Source organism: Paenibacillus sp. FSL H8-0457 (assembly GCF_038051935.1).
Lineage (GTDB): Bacteria > Bacillota > Bacilli > Paenibacillales > Paenibacillaceae > Paenibacillus_AQ > Paenibacillus_AQ lautus_A.
This window is the reverse complement of the sequence record NZ_CP150293.1, coordinates 6,545,602-6,564,554: the sequence shown is the minus strand read 5'-3', so window position 1 is coordinate 6,564,554 and position 18,953 is coordinate 6,545,602. Positions and strand designations below refer to the sequence as shown.

17 protein-coding genes are annotated in these 18,953 nt (G+C 54.8%); 12 read left to right on the top strand and 5 right to left on the bottom strand.

Annotation, left to right across the window (positions count from 1 at the left end; genetic code table 11):
• The first annotated feature begins 88 nt into the window (after positions 1–88).
• From MHI43_RS29680 to argH, 4 genes are all read left to right on the top strand, one after another.
• Positions 89–1,306 (top strand): acetylornithine transaminase, encoded by a 1,218-nt coding sequence (locus tag MHI43_RS29680; protein ID WP_036660315.1) that lies wholly within the window; start codon positions 89–91, stop codon positions 1,304–1,306.
• A 58-nt stretch (positions 1,307–1,364) separates the two neighbouring features.
• Positions 1,365–2,321, top strand: coding sequence for an ornithine carbamoyltransferase (gene argF, locus MHI43_RS29675; protein ID WP_009594235.1), 957 nt, complete (start codon positions 1,365–1,367; stop codon positions 2,319–2,321).
• A 106-nt stretch (positions 2,322–2,427) separates the two neighbouring features.
• Positions 2,428–3,660, top strand: coding sequence for an argininosuccinate synthase (locus MHI43_RS29670; protein ID WP_015737700.1), 1,233 nt, complete (start codon positions 2,428–2,430; stop codon positions 3,658–3,660).
• 265 nt (positions 3,661–3,925) lie between these two features.
• A complete protein-coding gene (gene argH, locus MHI43_RS29665; protein ID WP_015737699.1) occupies positions 3,926–5,341 on the top strand; it encodes an argininosuccinate lyase in 1,416 nt (471 codons plus the stop codon).
• Between the two features lie 203 nt (positions 5,342–5,544).
• On the opposite strand, the gene MHI43_RS29660 is transcribed toward argH, so the two are convergent.
• Together MHI43_RS29660 and MHI43_RS29655 are read right to left on the bottom strand one after the other, a co-directional pair.
• Positions 5,545–6,318, bottom strand: a complete 774-nt coding sequence (locus tag MHI43_RS29660) for an alpha/beta hydrolase family protein (protein WP_015737698.1) — start codon at positions 6,316–6,318, stop codon at positions 5,545–5,547.
• A gap of 129 nt (positions 6,319–6,447) precedes the next feature.
• The gene (locus tag MHI43_RS29655) at positions 6,448–6,582 is read right to left on the bottom strand and encodes a hypothetical protein (protein WP_341283194.1); all 135 of its coding nucleotides are present in this window, start codon (positions 6,580–6,582) and stop codon (positions 6,448–6,450) included.
• Between the two features lie 155 nt (positions 6,583–6,737).
• Between MHI43_RS29655 and MHI43_RS29650 the strand changes: the two genes are divergently transcribed.
• Positions 6,738–7,466 (top strand): polymer-forming cytoskeletal protein, encoded by a 729-nt coding sequence (locus MHI43_RS29650; protein ID WP_015737697.1) that lies wholly within the window; start codon positions 6,738–6,740, stop codon positions 7,464–7,466.
• A 59-nt stretch (positions 7,467–7,525) separates the two neighbouring features.
• Positions 7,526–8,266 (top strand): hypothetical protein, encoded by a 741-nt coding sequence (locus tag MHI43_RS29645; RefSeq protein ID WP_036660314.1) that lies wholly within the window; start codon positions 7,526–7,528, stop codon positions 8,264–8,266.
• A 73-nt stretch (positions 8,267–8,339) separates the two neighbouring features.
• Here MHI43_RS29645 and MHI43_RS29640 read toward each other — a convergent pair whose 3' ends face one another.
• A complete protein-coding gene (locus MHI43_RS29640; protein WP_015737695.1) occupies positions 8,340–9,776 on the bottom strand; it encodes a VanW family protein in 1,437 nt (478 codons plus the stop codon).
• 206 nt (positions 9,777–9,982) lie between these two features.
• Between MHI43_RS29640 and ftsE the strand changes: the two genes are divergently transcribed.
• The 5 genes from ftsE to MHI43_RS29615 all read left to right on the top strand — a co-directional run bounded on the left by ftsE (position 9,983) and on the right by MHI43_RS29615 (position 15,881).
• Complete coding sequence (gene ftsE, locus MHI43_RS29635) at positions 9,983–10,669, top strand: cell division ATP-binding protein FtsE (protein ID WP_015737694.1); 687 nt, start codon at positions 9,983–9,985, stop codon at positions 10,667–10,669.
• On the top strand, positions 10,659–11,567 hold the full coding sequence (gene ftsX, locus MHI43_RS29630) for a permease-like cell division protein FtsX (protein ID WP_015737693.1): 909 nt from the start codon (positions 10,659–10,661) through the stop codon (positions 11,565–11,567). Before ftsE ends, ftsX begins: the two co-directional genes overlap by 11 nt.
• A gap of 27 nt (positions 11,568–11,594) precedes the next feature.
• Complete coding sequence (locus MHI43_RS29625) at positions 11,595–12,863, top strand: M23 family metallopeptidase (RefSeq protein WP_015737692.1); 1,269 nt, start codon at positions 11,595–11,597, stop codon at positions 12,861–12,863.
• Positions 12,864–12,993: 130 nt separating this feature from the next.
• Positions 12,994–14,466: a S41 family peptidase gene (locus MHI43_RS29620; protein WP_015737691.1), complete on the top strand. Its 1,473-nt coding sequence runs from the start codon at positions 12,994–12,996 to the stop codon at positions 14,464–14,466.
• A 92-nt stretch (positions 14,467–14,558) separates the two neighbouring features.
• Positions 14,559–15,881: a PDZ domain-containing protein gene (locus MHI43_RS29615; protein WP_015737690.1), complete on the top strand. Its 1,323-nt coding sequence runs from the start codon at positions 14,559–14,561 to the stop codon at positions 15,879–15,881.
• A gap of 79 nt (positions 15,882–15,960) precedes the next feature.
• Here the strand turns inward: MHI43_RS29615 and MHI43_RS29610 are convergent, their stop codons facing one another.
• Together MHI43_RS29610 and MHI43_RS29605 are read right to left on the bottom strand one after the other, a co-directional pair.
• Positions 15,961–16,611: a response regulator transcription factor gene (locus tag MHI43_RS29610; RefSeq protein ID WP_015737689.1), complete on the bottom strand. Its 651-nt coding sequence runs from the start codon at positions 16,609–16,611 to the stop codon at positions 15,961–15,963.
• Positions 16,612–16,657: 46 nt separating this feature from the next.
• Entirely contained in the window at positions 16,658–17,818 is a 1,161-nt protein-coding gene (locus tag MHI43_RS29605; RefSeq protein WP_235201623.1) for a histidine kinase, read from the bottom strand.
• Positions 17,819–18,009: 191 nt separating this feature from the next.
• On the opposite strand from MHI43_RS29605, the gene MHI43_RS29600 reads away from it, so the two are divergent.
• Positions 18,010–18,948 (top strand): ABC transporter ATP-binding protein, encoded by a 939-nt coding sequence (locus MHI43_RS29600; protein WP_036660358.1) that lies wholly within the window; start codon positions 18,010–18,012, stop codon positions 18,946–18,948.
• The last annotated feature ends 5 nt before the right edge of the window (positions 18,949–18,953 follow it).

Genomic DNA, 18,953 nt, shown 5'->3' with positions numbered 1-18,953 from the left:
CGGTTAAGCTTAATGGATGTTCATATCGTAGGATGGTTCAAATGCGAACCACGAAGCTATGCTAAATGCAAAGGAGTGTGTGAAGGCTATGGGAAAAGAAGCAGCAGGCGGTATCAAAGCAGCTAATGAAAGCTCGTTGTTCCAAACGTACGCCAGATACCCAATCGCCCTGGTCAAAGGGGAGGGCAGCTGGCTATGGGATGATCAAGGCAACAAGTATCTTGATTTTATGGCCGGACTGGCGGTAACGAATCTCGGCCATGCCCCGGTAAAAGTGAAAGAGAAGCTGAAAGCCCAGCTGGATGAATTGTGGCATGTCTCGAACCTGTTCCACATTCCGGGCCAGGAAAAAGCAGCCGAGCTGCTGACAGCCAACACCTGCGCGGATGCGGTCTTCTTCTGCAACAGCGGGGCCGAAGCGAACGAAGCTGCCATTAAGCTGGCACGCCGCTACCATCAGAAGGTGAAGGGAACGGGACGCTACGAGGTCATTACGTTTACCCAGTCCTTCCATGGTCGGACGCTGGCTACGCTGACGGCCACCGGCCAGGATAAGGTGAAGGAAGGCTTCCTTCCGCTTCCGGCAGGCTTCAAAAGCGTTCCGCTGCATGACCTTCCGGCGCTGGAAACAGCCATTAACGACAAAACCGCAGCCATCATGATCGAGATGGTGCAGGCGGAGGGCGGCGTGCATCCGGTGGAACCGGAATTCCTTCAAGCCGTCACCGGGCTGTGCAAGAAGCACGGACTGCTGCTGATCGTGGACGAGGTGCAAACGGGCATGGGCCGGACCGGCAAGCTGTTTGCGCACGAGCATTACGGCATCGAGCCGGATATTTTCACCGTGGCCAAAGGGCTCGGCTCCGGGTTCCCGGTCGGCGCGATGCTGGGCAAAGCTTACTTGCGCGAAGCCTTCACGGCAGGAAGCCATGCCACGACGTTTGGCGGCACGCCGATTGCCAGCGCCGTCATCCAGGCCACCATCGAGACGATGCTGGAGGACGACGTGCCGCAGCGCGCGGCCGAAGCCGGAGAATATTTGATGACGAAGCTGAATGAGAGCCTGGGCAGTCATCCTTTTGTGAAGGCGATCCGGGGGAAAGGCCTGCTGATCGGCATCGAATGCGTCGAATCGGTTGGCGAGCTGGTGCTGAAAGGACAGAGCCGCGGGCTGCTGTTCGTAACGGCAGGACCGAACGTGATCCGGCTGCTTCCGAATCTGTACGTCACGAAACAAGAGATCGACCAAGCGGTGTCGATCGTTACGGAACTTATACATGAACATACGGCGGTTAGCCAAGCATAGAAGAATCGTGCAGCAGCATTACGGACAATAACAGCATGGTTAAGGAGGACTGAAGAATATGGCCGCTAGCGGACAATTGAAGGAATTAAGCCTGAAAGGGCGGGATATGATCGAGCTGGACGAATACTCGACGGAAGAGATTCAGTTCTTGCTCGATTCGGCAATCGAGATCAAGCGCAAGCAGAAGAACGGCGAAGTCTATCAGCCGCTGAAAGGCAAGACGATCGGCTTGATTTTTGAGAAGTCGTCCACGCGGACGCGGGTTTCGTTCGAGGCTGGGATGTTCCAGCTGGGCGGACATGCACTCTTTTTGAGCAAAAACGATATTCAGCTCGGACGCGGCGAGCCGATCAGCGATACGGCGCAGGTGATGTCCCGTTATCTGGACGGCCTGATGATCCGTACCTTCGGGCACGACAACGTGGTCAACCTGGCGAAATATGCTTCGATTCCGGTCATCAACGGCCTGAGCGACATGGCGCATCCATGTCAGGTGCTGGCTGATTTGCAGACGGTACTGGAGCACAAGGGCAAGCTGAAAGGCCTCAAAATGGCCTTTATCGGCGATGGCAACAACATGGCGCATTCGCTCCTGATCGGCGGTGCCAAGATGGGCATGCATGTGGCCGTGGCCAGTCCGAAGGGCTACGAGGCGGATGCCAGCATCGTGAAGCTGAGCGAGGAAATCGCGGCGCAAACGGGCGGCAAAATCACGATTACCCAAGACCCGCTCGAAGCCGCGAAGGATGCGGACGTGATCTACACGGATGTATGGGCAAGCATGGGCTTTGAAGAGGAGCAGGCACAGCGGGAAGCCGCCTTTGCGGACTACCAGGTGAATGAGGAGCTGGTGAAAGCGGCGAAGCCTGATTACTTGTTCCTGCACTGCCTTCCGGCCCACCGCGGCGAAGAGGTCAGCGAAGGCGTGATCGACGGTGCCAATTCCGTCATTTTCGATCAGGCCGAGAACCGTCTTCATGCCCAGAAGGCTTTGATGGTTGCTTTGATGGCATAAAGCCGCCGATGACCAGCGAACATTCTATATGAAAATGCGTCAATGGACGTTATCTTTAGTATAATGAAGGACAGGGTTGTTAGTAACAAAGAGAGGGAGTTAAACCATGGCAAAACAAAAAATCGTACTGGCGTATTCCGGCGGTCTGGATACGTCCGTCATTCTGAAGTGGCTGAAAGAAACCTACGATGCGGAGATCATTGCCTTCACGGCCGATATCGGCCAGAAGGAAGAGCTGGACGGACTTGAGGAAAAAGCGCTGGCGACCGGCGCCTCCAAAGTATACATCGACGATCTGCGCGACGAATTTGCGAATGATTTCATCTTCCCGATGTTCCAGGCGGGTGCCATGTACGAAGGGCAGTACCTGCTCGGCACCAGCATCGCGCGCCCGTTGATCGCGAAACGCATGGTGGATATCGCACGTGCCGAAGGCGCGACGGCGATTGCGCACGGCGCTACGGGCAAAGGGAATGACCAGGTTCGTTTTGAGCTGGGCGTTGCCGGCTTGGCACCGGACATTGAAGTGATCGCGCCTTGGCGCATCGAGGAGTTCCGCAACTCCTTCCCGGGACGCGCGGAGATGATCGCTTACGCGGAAGCGCACGGCATTCCGGTAACGGCATCCGCTGCGAAATCCTACTCCATGGACCGCAACCTGCTCCATATCAGTTACGAGAGCGGCGTGCTGGAGGATCCTTGGTTCGATGCAAGCGCGGAGGACAGCAAGGATATGTACCTGCTCAGCGTATCGCCTGAGGATGCGCCGGATGAGGCGGAATACCTCGAGCTTACGTTCGAGCAAGGGAATGTCGTTGCGCTGAACGGCGAGTCGATGAGCCCGCTGCAAGTGATGGAGAAGCTGAACGAGCTGGGCGGCAAGCACGGCATCGGTCGCGTGGATATGGTGGAGAACCGCTTTGTCGGCATGAAGAGCCGCGGCGTCTATGAGACTCCTGGCGGCACGATCCTGTTCACCGCTCATCGCAAGATGGAGTCCATCACGATGGACCGTGAAGTGATGAACCTGCGCGACAGCCTGATTACCCGCTACAGCACCTTGGTTTATAACGGCTTCTGGTTTGCGCCGGAGCGTCTGGCATTGCAGGCGCTGGTGACCGAGAGCCAGAAGAACGTTACGGGAACGGTGCGCGTGAAGCTGTACAAGGGCAATGTGATCGGCGCAGGCGTGAAGAGTCCGGTGAGCCTGTACAACCCGGACATCGCCACGATGGAAGCCGATCCGACGCAAGCTTACGATCAAGGCGATGCTACCGGCTTTATCCGCTTGAACGCATTGCGTTTGAAAGTGGCAACCGGCGTGAATCAAAATCAATAAAACAGTCTGAGGGCCCGTTTAACGGAACAAGCGCATCGGATAGAGCGCGGTAACAACGCGGCCGAAGGATACATGATATGAAGCCTTATGTCTTATATCCGGTAATTGTTCGAATATAAGCGTATGGATATGGACGTACTAGTAATGAACAGGCTGAAGGCCGTTTTCATGCTGGAGAGCTCCGTCGATTCTCGTGCAACGGGATGAACGGGACCTCTTAAGCGGGAAGCGGCCCTCTGCCTTAAATCAGAGAGGGGCAAGTGTTGTGAGCAAGTTATGGGGCGGACGCTTTACGAAGCAGACCAACGCATTGGTGGAGGAATATACGGCATCCATCGGTTTTGACAAGCAGCTGGCCGAGGAGGACATCCAGGGAAGCCTTGCGCATGTGTCCATGCTGGGCAAATGCGGCATCGTGCCGGCGGAAGACGTAGAGACGATCAAGGCAGGATTGGGCAAAGTGCTGGAGCGCATCCGTGAGGGCAGCATCGAGTTCTCCGTATCGGATGAGGATATCCATATGAACATCGAGAAGAATCTGATCGAGGAAATCGGACCTGTCGGCGGCAAGCTCCACACGGGCCGCAGCCGAAACGACCAGGTGGCAACGGACATGCACTTGTATTTGCGCAACCGCGTCGTGGCGTTGACCGGCATGCTGCACGAGCTGCAGACCGCGTTGATCGGGCAAGCGAAGGATAACCTGGATACGATTATTCCGGGGTATACGCATCTTCAGCGTGCGCAGCCGATTCTGTTCGCGCATCATCTGATGGCTTACGTGTCCATGTTCCAGCGGGATATCGACCGTCTGATCGACAGCTATAAGCGCATTAACGTGCTGCCGCTCGGGGCAGGCGCGCTTGCGGGCACAACGTTCCCGATCGACCGCCATTTCGTGGCCGAGCAGCTCGGTTTCGACGGCGTTTACGAGAACAGCCTGGATGCGGTCAGCGACCGCGACTTTATCCTGGAATTCCTCTCGGATGCTTCCATCATCATGATGCACTTGTCCCGCCTGAGCGAGGAGCTGGTGCTTTGGAGCAGCACCGAGTTCAACTTCGTCGAGCTGGATGATGCGTTCTGCACGGGCAGCAGCATTATGCCGCAGAAGAAGAACCCGGACGTGCCCGAGCTTGTCCGCGGCAAAACCGGACGGGTATACGGCAACCTGATGGGTCTGCTTACCGTGCTGAAGTCGCTGCCGCTTGCTTATAACAAGGACATGCAGGAAGACAAAGAGGGCATGTTCGACACGGTAGCCACGCTGGAAGGCGCATTGCAGCTGTTCGCGCCGATGATCGCCACGATGAAGGTCAACAAAGGCCGCATGCGCGAAGCAGTGAACACCGACTTCTCCAATGCAACGGATATTGCGGACTTCCTGGTCGGCAAAGGGCTTCCTTTCCGCCAGGCCCACGAAGTGATCGGCAAGACCGTATTGTACTGCATCCAGAACAACAAATACCTGCTGGACCTGACGCTGGATGAATTCAAGCAGTTCTCCGAGCTGTTTGACGACTCCATCTACGGCGTGCTTCAACCCGAGGCGGTGGTCAATGCGCGTAACGTTTACGGCGGCACGGCAACCGAGCAGGTGAAGGCGGCGATTGACCGCAGCGTGCAGACCCTTCAGGTCACAGAAGAATGGCTGGGTCTCCGTCAGGGGAATGTAGAGTAAGGATACAGAAAACCTGACGCAGCAAAAATAAAGGTGGATCGGCAAATGTTACATTTGCCGATCCACCTTTTGTTGTGTAACGATGAGATCCGTTGAATGAGGGATTGCCTAAAATCCTCTCACGAAGAGAAGTACACCCAGTACACCCCATGGAACCGAGAATGTACCGCTGGCTCGTTCATGGCGTGCATATTATGGGTTCATCAGGCTTTCAACGGAAGCCATTTCAGAACATCCTGGATATGGGTATCCCAATATCCCCAATCGTGGCCGCCCGGCCCTTCCTGATACGTGAGATCCAGGGAGGTTGCTTCGCAGGCTTTGCGGAACGCTTGATTGTCTTGGTAGAGGAAGTCTTCCGTTCCGCAGCATTGATACAGCAGCGGTTTCGGTCCCTCCGAGCGGTCCACTTCCTGAAGCAGCCGCAACAGGTCATTGTCGGTGCCGGTAATGTCCCGATCTCCGTAGACTAAACGATGCTCAAACAAAGCCTCGTTCCTATTAATATGACCCGCCATGTCGAGCGCGCCCGACAGGCTGGCAGCAGCGGCGAAGGATTCGGGACAGCGAAGGGCAAGCTTGAACGCCCCGTAGCCGCCCATGGACAACCCGGCGACGAAGTTATCTTCCCTCGCGTGGGATAACGGGAAGAAGGAGCGGGCGATGGTCGGCAGCTCCTGGCTGATAAAGGTCCAGTATTTGCCGCCGTATTCCATGTCCGTATAGAAGCTGCGATGCACTTGCGGCATAACGACGGCAATGCCCATCTCGGCCACGTAGCGTTCGATGGAGGTTCTGCGCAGCCAGATGGAATCGTCGTCGGACAGGCCGTGCAGGAGGAAGAGCGTCGGATGCAGACCGCTTTTGGCATGATTCGTCATGCCGATTTGTGAAGAGGTTTGCTGAGGGAGAATGACGGTCATGGACGTGCTGAGACCGAGCACCTCCGAGTAAAAGTGACATTGCATAAGAGCCATGGATTATGTATCCCCTTTCATTTTTGAAAATGAGAGATCAAAATGACGAGCCTATTAGGATCATATCACAATCGATCTCCCTTGCTCCAAGTAAATCTAAGTCATCGTCTGCGGCGGGCGAAAACGGATTTAAAGTCTGCTGCGTTCGGAAGCTTCGCCATTCTCCAGGAGCATAAAGGCGGTGTCAGCGACCGAATTGAAACGGATGGAATGAATCCGTGCATAAAACGCCTCGGTCTTCAGACCGAGGCGAGGTTCAGCCATCGGGCTGTTCTATGATGCGCTGCGTTGTGTTATCTTAGAGGGAGATTATGGCTCCATCTGGTGGAGGATTCAATGGCATAGATTTAGAAGTTTAGCGAGTGTCCAGTTAAGATATAGCATGATGATCCTATTTGTGAATCTGGAGGAGTATGCTCATGATACCACATGACGATAAACTGTCCGATCTGAAGATTACGGGAACCGGCAGCTCAAGCGGCGGCCAATACGGCAAGGTGCGAATCGATGGTGCCGGGCAGGTGAATGGAGATCTGGATTGCCGGGAATTAACAGGCAACGGAACGATGAGTTTGAACGGCGACGTAGCTGCCGACAAGATTCGCGTGAACGGTTCGGGAACCATTAAGGGGACGGTGGACGCTGAGGAGCTGCATGTAGCCGGCAGCCTGAGCGTGAAGAGAGGCGTGCGCAGCCGGTCCATTTTTATCGGGGGGCATTGCAGCATTCACGGTGATTCCGAATCGAAGAGGCTTGATGTAACCGGAAACTTGAGAAGCCATGGTGACGTGCGGAGTGAGACGGCCACGTTTCATGGGGGCTTCAAGATCGATGGCCGCCTGCATGTAGGAACAGCGGATATTCGGCTGTTGGGCCGCTGCCTTGCGCAGGAAATCGTCGGAGACCGGATCACGATCCGCAAAAAAGGAAAGCGTCTCTGGGAGATGCTGTCCCTGCCATTACGGGGAACGCGGCTGGAGGCACGCATTATTGAGGGCGATGTTCTGGATCTAGAGCATGTCGAAGCCGATATCGTCCGCGGCAACCGGGTGATTCTCGGCCCAGGGTGCGAGATTCGGCAAGTGGAATACCGGGATGAATTGACGCAGCATCCGGAAGCCCAGGTCAGAGCATCCCGGCGGTTTTAAGGGCGACATCGGGCCGAGCATCCGGGCATAGGCCGAATAGATGGCAAGGAGGCAGCGATATGGTGCATGACGGAACAGCCGTAGAAAGACCCGGTGTTTCCATAACGGGTGACGGTGTCGTTGGCAGCGGTATTGTCGGCAAGCTTCGGATAAACGGTGAAGGCGTCATTCATGGCGACACGGATTGCCATCTGCTAAGCTGCAACGGGAGCGCGGTCATAAACGGAAGCCTGCTCGGAAGGCAGGCTAGAGTGAACGGCCATGTGAAGGTGTCCCATCATGTCCAGATGGAGCACGTCCGGGTGAATGGAAGCTTGGATGCCGGCGGAAGCGTTAGAATCAGCCGCATCGGAATCAATGGCGGCTTGAGCACGGGAGCCGATCTGTTTGCGGTAAAAGGCGTCGTGAACGGTACCCTGGATGTTGGCGGCAACCTGGAAGCCGAAGAGATGACGGTCCGCGGCATACTACGCGTGAGCGGATCCGTGATAGCTCGGGAATTGACGCTGAGGCTCGTTGCGCAAGCCTCGCGCGTCAACGAACTCCGAAGCCGCACGGTCTTCGTAGCTCCAACGGTGCTGGCCAAATGGTTCCGTTCCTCACGGATCGGATATCTGAATGCCGAGCTGGTTGAAGGCGAGGATATCCGTCTGGAGAATACGAGCGCGGCCATTGTCAGGGGCAGGAGAGTCCATATCGGAAAGGGCTGCTCCATCGGCCGGGTGGAATATACCGAGACGTTCAGCGCAGATGCCCAGGCGGAAATCGGAAGCTATTATAAAATCGATGCACGACATTAAAATAACGGCAAGGAAAACAGCCCGTATTCGCGGTTCGATTCGCGAATGCGGGCTGTTTCGTGTCAGCTTCGATTTACGGGGCGCTGATACCGTCCTCAACGACTTCCTCTTTGGGCGTTTCGTTCGCATCCGGCAGCGGGACCTCGTTCGTCGGATTGATGGCAACGATGCTGTTCTGGGGGCGGTAGGTATCCTTGGATATTTTCACGTTCTCCACGACTTTCCCGTTCACTTTCTTGGTTCGGTAGGTTTCTACCACATAACCTGGTTTTCCGTTCTGAACCACCTGCTTCAATCCCGGCGGCAGCGAGTTGTTGTGGATGACCTTTTCCGGCGAAGGCAAGGTTTCGATCGTGGTGGATACCAGTTCGTATTCCGTATTTTCCGGGAAGGTGCCGAACATCTTCAGCGTTAAATTGCCGTGCGATACCTCGGACAGGATCAGCAGATGCTTGCCTGTATTGTTTCGGAAGCGAAAGTTGATCGCCCCTTCGGCAAAGGTGGCGTCCTGTCCCTTGGGCAAGTAGCTGACCGGAAGGGAATGATTCCGCCTTTCGGTGATCTCCAGCCCGATCAGCAGGGCGGCATGATACACTGTGCTGGATACCTGGCAGATCCCGCCCCCGATACCGGGCACCAGCTTGCCGTTCACGATGACGGGAGCTTCCTCAAATCCATACTCCTTCTTCGCAACATCAATGATATGAGCATAATTGAACTCATCGCCGGGCTTCAGAATCATGCCGTCCACGGCTTTGGCGGCAGCGGTTACGTTATGTACGCGTCCGGGCCCGCTGGATCCAAGACCGGTGGAGAATTCAACGATTTTTCGCTCAATGCCCTCGTCCTGCAGCGACTTTACGGTAACGGGGGGCTTTTGACGGATAAGAGGCAGCTGCACCGCAATGGCTTCTTCCGGATACGGTTCCGTGAAGTGGGACTCGTTCGGAAGCGCTGCGCTGAACCCTTCATAGAACGCAGGCCAATCGATGCGGTACGCGGTTTTCTCCGGGGTATACCGGACCACATCGTCTTCGGAAATGCTCCGCACTGCGTTGACAGGCTCTCCAAAGCGTTCTTTTTGCCAGTCTTCGTTTAACCGCCCTTTCAATACGTCGCGATTCCAGTCGGTGGATATATGCCATTCCAGCTGAAACTGCCGCCGGTAAAGAACCTGTTCCCATAGCGATCCTTCGGACAGCTTGGCGATGGCTTCCCTGAAATCGGCTGCGCTGAACCGAACGCCGGCTTCTTGGAGACTGAAGTTTTCCGCGTGCCCTTTCAGGGCCTCCGACTCCAGCGTCACCTTGATGCTAGTCATGGCATGGAGCCGCTGTTCCAGCTCGGACAATACCTCGTCGGCGGGTTGCCCCCCTACCTGCCAGCCGGAGAGAACGACTCCCTTCGGCAGCTCCTTTTGGTTCGCGTACATCGTCAATAGACCGAAACCGACGGAGAGGAGAAGAGCGATACTGATGACAAAGATGAGACCGAGATGAATTTTTTTCATTTGAAACCACCTTCTTAACTTCGTATTGGCCGCAGTACATGCACTTGTTCATGTATATGTCACGGTGGGCTTAAACTTTCGGGTACTCAAAAGGTAACAAATTTGTTACAATAGACGATGTCGTGAGGATTTTTCTTGGATTTTAAAGGAATTCGATGGAAACTGTCGAAAGTATAATGGCTAATTATGGATTGGGAAGTGATGAAGTGATCGAAATGCAGGACGTATGGAAGACTTATCCAAGCGGCGCCCATGCGCTTCAAGGAGTTTCCGTTACCATTAACCGCAATGAATTCGTCTATGTTGTCGGACCGTCGGGTGCCGGCAAATCGACATTCATGAAACTTATCTATAGAGAAGAAGTGCCGACCAAAGGCCAAATTTCCGTTAACGGATTTAATATCGGGAAGCTGAAGCAGCGCAAAATCCCCTATGTTCGCCGAAATATCGGGGTTATTTTTCAGGACTATCGTCTGCTGCCCAAGCTGACTGCTTACGAAAATGTAGCTTTTGCCATGGAGGTTATCGAAGCGCCGCAGCGTCTCATCAAGAGACGGGTTATGGAGGTGCTGGATCTGGTGGGCCTGAAAGCCAAGGCGAACCGCGAGCCTTCCCAGCTCTCCGGCGGGGAGCAGCAGCGGATCGCAATCGCCAGGGCGATCGTGAACAACCCGTCCGTCATTATTGCGGACGAGCCTACGGGCAACCTGGACCCGGAAACCTCCTGGGGCATCATGCAGCTGCTGGACGAAATCAATTTCAGGGGAACCACCATCGTAATGGCTACCCACAACAGGGATATCGTGAACACGATGCGTAAGCGCGTACTTGCGATTGAGCACGGACAGATCGTCCGCGACCAGCAGAGAGGAGAGTACGGGTATGAATTTTAGAACCTTCTTGCGGCACTTGCGGGAAGGGGCGAAGAGCGTTTTCCGGAATGGATGGATGTCGGTCGCATCGATTACGTCCATCGTGGTGTCATTATTTATACTGGGCGTTTTCATGCTGTTAGTCATGAATGTGAACGCATTAGCCGATAAAGCAGATAGCAACGTGCAAATCAATACGTACTTGAATCTCAATGTGGACGAGAAGCTGCGCGAAACCATCAAAGGCGAGATCGAGGCCATGCCGGAAGTCAACGCCATCAAATTCGTGTCCAAGGAAGAGGGCATGAAGGAGCTTGAGGAAAGCCTCGGCTCCGAATGGGTGGAAGGCTTCAGCGAAGCGGACCAGAATCCGCTTCCGGACGCATTCGAGGTTTCCGTTATCGAACCGACCACGGTCGGGTTCGTTGCCGACAAGATTACCGCGTTGAACGAGAAGTATGCGGAAGAGCCGATCCTGCGGGTCAAATACGGGGAGGGCACGGTAGAAACCTTGTTCAAGATTACGAAAACGGTGCGGAATATCGGCTTTATTTTCGTAGCGGGACTCGGCTTGATGTCCATGTTTCTGATTTCGAACACCATTCGGGTAACGATTTTGGCCCGTCGCCGCGAGATCGGCATCATGAAGCTTGTTGGCGCGACCAACAACTTCATCCGCTGGCCGTTCTTCGTGGAAGGAGCCATGATCGGCCTCCTGGGCTCGATCATTACGGTTACGCTGCTGTTTATAGGCTACAATCGCCTGTACGCCGCGTCGCAGACGGATTTGACGCTGGCGCAGAGCCTGATTCCATTGGGAGATCTGTGGCTGCTGCTCGGGACCATCATCGTGGCCCTGGGCATCGTCATTGGCATTTGGGGCAGCACCATGTCGATACGTAAATTTTTGAAAGTATAAAACAAGGTAAAGGATGGGGAGCGAAACTTGAAGAAAATCGCCGCAGGAGTAGCAGCCTTATTACTGGCCACTGTTATGATCCAACCGACCGTCGGACAAGCCGAGAAGAAGACTTCAGCCGATGTAGACAAAGAGCTGAGGGTGCTTCAGGAGCAGGTCAAGAAAGCGCGGGCGCAGAAGAGCAAGGCTGCGGATGATAAACAAGAAGCCCAGCATTATAAGAATAAAACGACGAAGAACCTGAAATACGTAATGGAGCAAATCAGCATCGTCAGTAATGAATTGACGAAGATTTCCGTCAAGATCGAGGAGACGGAGGATTTGCTGAGAACAACGACCAAGGAGCTTGAAGCGGCGGAGGAGCGCATCGCATCCCGCGAGAAGCTGCTGGAATCCCGGATTCGCCTCATCTATATGGATGGGCAAGTATCGTATCTGGATGTGCTGCTCTCCGCAACCAGCTTCAGCGATTTTATTGAGCGTGCCGATTCCTTGAAGACCATCGTCGATCAGGACCAGGATTTGCTGGTACAGCATAAGCAGGACAAGCTGCTGGTTATCGACAAGAAGAAAGAACTAGAAGGGCAGTACGCAACCGCTAAGGACCTGTACGGCCAGATGGAGGACCGCAAGAGCATCCTGAACGAGAAGGAACAGGAGAAGCGCGTTCTGCTGGCCCAGTACGATCAGGATATCGAGGATGCGGACATCTTGACCGAAGAGCAGGATAGAATGCTAGTTGCCTTGGCAAGCAAGCGCTCGGACCTGCAGAAGGAAAAGAATAAGCTTGCTGCCGAAGAAGCGGCCCGTAAAGCAGCGGCTGCCAAAGCGGCGGCGGCGAAGAGAGCGAAGGCGACAACCCTCGGCGGCAGCAAAGGCGGCGGCGGGTATACCGGCAACGGCGGACCGTTTGCGATACCGGTCTCCGGGGCCAGACTCTCCTCCGGTTACGGACCGCGCGTCCATCCGGTAACGGGCGAGGTTGGCAAGATGCACACGGGTCAGGATTTCGCGGTTCCGCAGGGGACCGAGATCCGGGCAGCCGAGAGCGGCACGGTCATCTTGGCCGAGTGGTGGAGCGGTTACGGAAACTGTGTTATTGTTGATCATGGGGGCGGCGTATGGACCTTGTATGGTCATATCCGCAACGGCGGCATTAAAGTCAGCGAAGGCGACAAGGTGTCCAGAGGGCAGAAGATTGCCGAAGTAGGCTCCACGGGTCAGAGCACGGGACCGCATCTTCATTTTGAGGTTCGGGTCAACGGATCGCCGGTGAATCCTTCGCCTTATCTGTAACAGAAATGATGACGCAAACCATATAACCTTCAATACCGCTGTATAAATATTCCCGGCAAGCCAATCATATACTAGGTGGACGGGATTCCCCTGTGTGTAGCAGTTGAAACGTACAAAGGCGGTGAAGTACTTGCTGAAAAAACGAACGGCTGTCTTTCTGGTCATCGCTGCCATGCTGTGCGGCGGACTGTTAACGATGGCTTTGACCCAGCTGCCTGCTCCAAGTCAGACCGGAGACGGCGGCGAGGGATTGCTGGCCAGCATCGCGAACAGGAATGGACTGGAGCAGTCTGAAGCGAAGAAACTGGGGACAGCGATTGACCTCATCGAAAGCAATTATTACAAGGATATCGATCGGTCGAAGCTGATCGACGGCGCCATCAACGGGATGATGGAAGCGCTGGAAGATCCGTATTCCAACTATATGGGCAAAGAAACGGCGGCCCAGTTTGAAGAAAGCATTGAGGGCTCCTTCACGGGGATTGGCGCGGAAGTGTCCTCCGTAGACGGCAGCGTCGTCGTTGTATCCCCGATCAAGGGATCGCCTGCGGATAAAGCCGGCATTCGGGCCAAGGATACCATCCTTTCCGTCAATGGCGAATCCTTGCAGGGCCTTGAGCTGAATGCGGCCGTTAACAAGATTCGCGGTCCGAAGGGCTCCAAGGCCGTCCTTCAGATCAAGCGGGCAGGATCCGAGCAGCCGATCGAGTATGTTATCGTTCGGGATGACGTCGATCTGGAAACCGTGTCGGCACGGATGGAGAAGGGCGGAATCGGCGTTATCGAGATTTCCCAATTCTCGCTGAATACGGGCGAACGCTTTAAGGAAGAGCTCAAGAAGCTGGAAAGCCAAGGCATGAAGGGACTGCTGATCGACGTCCGGAACAATCCCGGCGGCGTGCTGTCCGTTGTCATTGACATTGCAGAGCAGTTCGTGCCTAAAGGCGAGCTGATCGTTCAGGTCGAAGACAAGGATAAGAAGCGGGAGAAGCATCCTTCCAATGGCGTGGCGAAATCGTACCCGATTACGGTGCTGATGAACAAGGGCAGCGCCAGCGCTTCCGAGATTTTGGCAGGCGCCTTGCAGCAGTCCGCCGGAGCTACCCTGATGGGCGAGCACTCCTTCGGAAAAGGGACCGTGCAAACGAGCTTTGACAAGCAGTTTGGCGACGGAAGCCTGCTCAAGGTAACCATTGCCAAATGGCTGACGCCAAACGGTACCTGGATCCATGAGAAGGGAATCGAGCCGGATATTAAGGTGTCGCAGCCTGAATACTTTACCGTTGCGCCGATCGATAAGAAGAAAACCTATGCGTACGACACGAACAGCACGGATGTGAAGAACGCGCAGATTATGCTTGAAGCGGTTGGTTACGCGGCAGGACGCACGGATGGTTACTTCGACCGGAATACGGAGAAGGCGGTCAAGAGCTTCCAGAGCAAGCACAAGCTGAAAGCGGACGGCATCATTAACAGCGCTACAGCCGAGGCATTGGAAGCGGCATTGATCGAGAAGATTCAGGATCCGAAAGAGGATAACCAAATGAATCGCGGAATTGCCGAGGTTCGGAAGGAAATCGCCGCTAAGGCGTCGAACAAGTAAGAAGGCTGAACGTTAGCCTTCTTTTTTCTTTGGAGATATCAGAAAGCGTACACTTCGAAGCATCTTGGAACCGAAAGGAGCGTGGCAAGCCGTTGGAGACATTGAAACAACTGCTGATGTATGGGATAGATGCAGGCATACAACTGCTGACGCAGCCCTTTTATTATATTTCGATTTTGTTTGTCATGCTGTTTTACCGGAGGCAGGTATTGGTGGAGCGCAAGCTGTTCCATGTGAAGCTGCATTCCTGGGGATTGCAGACCTGGCGTACGTTTCTAGGGGGACTGGCGGCAGGCATCGGCGTGTCCATCGTGGTGGCCTTCTTGGGGATATCATTAAGCTTGGAAGCCATTATATGCATATGGGTGACTTCGCTGATCCTGATGCTGTTTCATATCCGGTACTTATGCTTTGCCTATTCCATCGGTCTGCTCGGGATCATTCAGTTTGTGTTGGGCTGGTTTCCGAATTGGCAGCCGGAAGGCTGGATTCATCAGGTAACGGCAACGATCCTTGGTTTGGACATTCCGGCCTTGCTGGCGTTGTCCGCCGTCCTGCATTTTGCGGAAGCTTTGCTGGTAAAGTTACAAGGGTCGGGATTTGCCACCCCGCTGTTTCTGGAGGGCAAGCGCGGCAAGCTTGTCGGCGGCTATCATATGCAGAGCTTCTGGCCCCTGCCGTTGTTCCTGCTCGTTCCGGCGGTTGGCGGGGGCAGCGTGCTGCCGTGGACACCGTTCTTTGGCGGCGATGCTTGGAGTACGGGCTTTACCATGATGGCCCTTCCGGTCGTGATCGGATTCGGAGAGATGACGCAGAGCATGCTCCCGCAGGAGAAGGCAGGGATCACGTCGAAGCGTCTCATATTCTATGGAGCGATTGTACTGGCGTTGAGCCTGCTGGCCGAGTGGTGGTCGCCGCTTACCATCGTAGCCGCATTAGCGGCGCTGCTGCTGCATGAGGGCTTGGTATGGTACAGCAGATACGAAGAACAGCAGCGCAGCCCGATGTTTGTGCATCCGGTACGTGGACTGCGAGTTCTCGCCGTGCTGCCGGACAGTCCGGCAAGCGAGCTCGGCATTTTGGCAGGGGAGACGATCCTCAAGGTGAACGGTAAGCTGATTCACAGCAAGGAGCAGCTGCACAGCGCCTTGCGACAGAATCCGGCCTTCTGCAAGCTGGAGGTTCAGAACCATCAAGGGGAGAGCAAATTTCTCCAGCGTGCGATCTACGCAGGGGATCATCATCAGCTGGGAGCTATCGTGGCGCCAGACCCGAGGGATGGCATTGCAGTGGGGTTGAAGCCGGTAAGCTTGATCACGCTGCTGGCGAATAAACTTCATATTCGCAGCAAGCGGGGGGCCTCCGGCAGCAAGACGTCCGGCGGTTCCGAAGAAGCCGGATTCCCTTCATCGTGATACGGCAAACGGGCCTTTGTCCAATATGGACAAGGGCCCGTTTTTTAGCTTCATGCCGTTATGTAATGGATAGGCAGGACTAGCCCTGCACCTTTTTTAAATAAAAGATAGCGATTTGCGTCCGATCCCGAAGATTCAGCTTGCCCAGAATTTCGGTGACGTAGTTTTTGACGGTGCCTTCGCTTAGGTAAAGCTGCGCGGCAATTTCCTTGTTGGACAGGCCCTCCGCGATAAGGGCGACGACCCTTTTCTCGGCAGGGGTGAGCCCGAACTGTTCCAGCTCAGCGGATCTCGGGACCGGCTGCGGGGTTGGACGAAGCATGCCGGTCAGCTTGCGGGCGATATCGGGATGTATCAGCATGTTACCGTCATGCACCGTTTTGATCCCCTGAATGATGCGATCGGGCGGAATGTTCTTCAGCAGATAACCGCTGGCCCCGTTCCGCAGCGCCTCCACGATATAATCATCGTCATCGAAGGTAGTCAGCATCAGCACCCGTACATCAGGGTATCGCTCACGAATACGCCGGGTTCCTTCCACGCCATCGCATACCGGCATCCGGATGTCCATGAGCACGACGTCGGCATGAAGTCCGTCCATCAATAACGATAGAGCCTCCTCCCCGTGTTCCGCGACAGCCGATACTTCGATATCCGGATCCATCCCCACCAACAGTTTCAAGCTTTCCCGAATGAACGGGTCATCATCTGCAATCAATACGGATATCATGGATAGCCACGATCCTTTCTAAGTTAGGGTGCTGCCGTCATGTCAGTTACATAATCTCGCGCTTCCGGTAGACAGGCAGCCGGGTGATGACGGTAAAAGGCACGGATTTTCTGACCTCCAGCGCTCCTCCCACCACCTTGGTTCGTTCGAGCATGCCGCTTATCCCGATGCCATGACGGTCTGCCGCAGCGATCGGCTTCGCCTCCTCTTGGACCATGCCATCGTTGGAGACCTCCATTCGAACTTCCTCGTCTCCGTACTGGAGAAAAATTTGGACCTGCTTGGCCTCGCCGTGGCGTATGGCGTTGGTGATGGCTTCGCGGGCATTTTTGTATAACACCACCTGTTGGCTCGGATAAAGCGGATAAGGAATTCCCTGCAGCACAAGCTCGGTCTCGATTCCGGTCTCCCTGCCGGTCTCCTCCAGCAGCCGATCCAGGGAATAATCGTCCGTGATCCGCCTGGACGGATTCATCTGTTTCACGGCGGTCCGCATCTGCTCCATGCTCTCCCCCAGCTGGTCGCGGATTTGATGGAGCATATCCATGCCCCGGGCGGTATCCTGCGGCACGATATGAAGAGCGGCTTCCATCATCATTTTGACGCGAATCAGCCGATGGCCGATATCGTCATGCAGCTGGCGGGAGATGCGGTTACGCTCCTCGGCCTGCGCCGCGCTTTCCACCTGATGGGCGAACTGCAGCAGCTGCCTGCCTGCTTCGTCCTGCTGGAAATGCAGTCTTTTAAGCTCATCGTATAAATGAATGTGATCCAATTCCTTCTGGTTCATTTCATGGATGCGGTGGAATGTGACCGCCAAGAACAGAAACAGCAGATTGGCCGTCGTATGCAGTAGCGCATCGTAATCGGTAATCGCGATGTTGAGCAGCGCAAGGTGACCGAATGCCAGCCACAGCTTGCCAGGCCGCTCGAACAAGGGCAGATAGACGCATAGGGAGGATAAGGACAGGAATACCATCATGAAGCCGTATTGGTGGCATAGCCATAGGGACAACGGGATTTCCAGCAGTATGGCTGCTTTCCGGTAAGCAGGCGAAGGCAGGAAGCGGCTCAGCACCGCAATCGCCAGAAAAAGCAGGAAGTACACCATATACTCCCCGTAATCGTCGAGCTGCTGCAAAAAGATGTCCGCTGCGGCGGGCAGGAGAATGAGGCCGTACCTGAGATAGGCAAGTGGAGATGTCACGTGCGATCCAACCCTTTTCCATTGTAAAGTCAAACCGTTCAAACGATTGGCTTCATTATAGCACATGGATGTTTTCGGCAAGGAGATGACTTTCGTCACCCTATAAGGTGACTTCCTCTACCTCAAAAATCCGGCGATTCCAGATAAAATGTAATCAACAGATGGATACGAGGGAAATGGAGATGATGATGATGACGGTCTTTCTGGAGATGAAGGATGTCGTAAAACGATATGGAAGCAAGCTGTCGGTGGATCATATGAACCTGGAAGTGCACGAAGGCGAGATTTTTGGATTATTGGGACCGAACGGAGCGGGCAAGAGCACGTCCATCAATATGATCTGCGGCCTTCTGGCGAAGGATCAGGGCATCATCAAAATAGACGGTATCTCCATCGAGGAGCAGCCGCTGGAAGTGAAACGGAGAATTGGGCTGGTGCCTCAGGATCTGGCGCTGTACGAAGAGATGTCGGCCTGGGACAATGTCGCTTTTTTTGCCAAATTGTACGGCCTGCGCGGCCATCTGCTGAAGGAACGGGTGGAGGAGGCGCTGGCGTTTGTCGGCCTGCAGGATCGGGCAAAAGAAAGGCCGTCCACCTTCTCCGGAGGAATGAAACGAAGACTGAATATTGCCTGCTCGATTACGCATCGTCCAAAGCTGATTATTATGGATGAGCCGACGGTGGGGATTGATCCGCAGTCCCGGAATCATATCCTGGAATCGGTGAAGACGTTGAACCGCATGGGTTCTACCGTTATTTATACAAGTCATTACATGGAGGAAGTTGCCGCGATCAGCGACCGGGTGGCCATCATGGATCAGGGTCATGTTATCGCCTGCGGGACGCAGCAGGAGCTTCGGGCACGCGTGGCGCATGAGGAAAAAATCATTCTTACTGCAGATGGGATCACACCGGATCTGGTGGAGGAACTGACCATTCACCCGCGCGTTAGGCGCGTCGCGCAGAATGATAACGAGGTCGAAGTCTATGTACCGTCAGCTCAGGATGAGCTGCAGGATATCCTCTTTATCTGCAGTAAACACCATACGACGCTTCGCTCCCTGCAGTGCGAGGAGCCGGGGCTTGAAACGCTGTTTCTCAGCCTGACCGGGCGAACGCTTCGCGATTGATCATA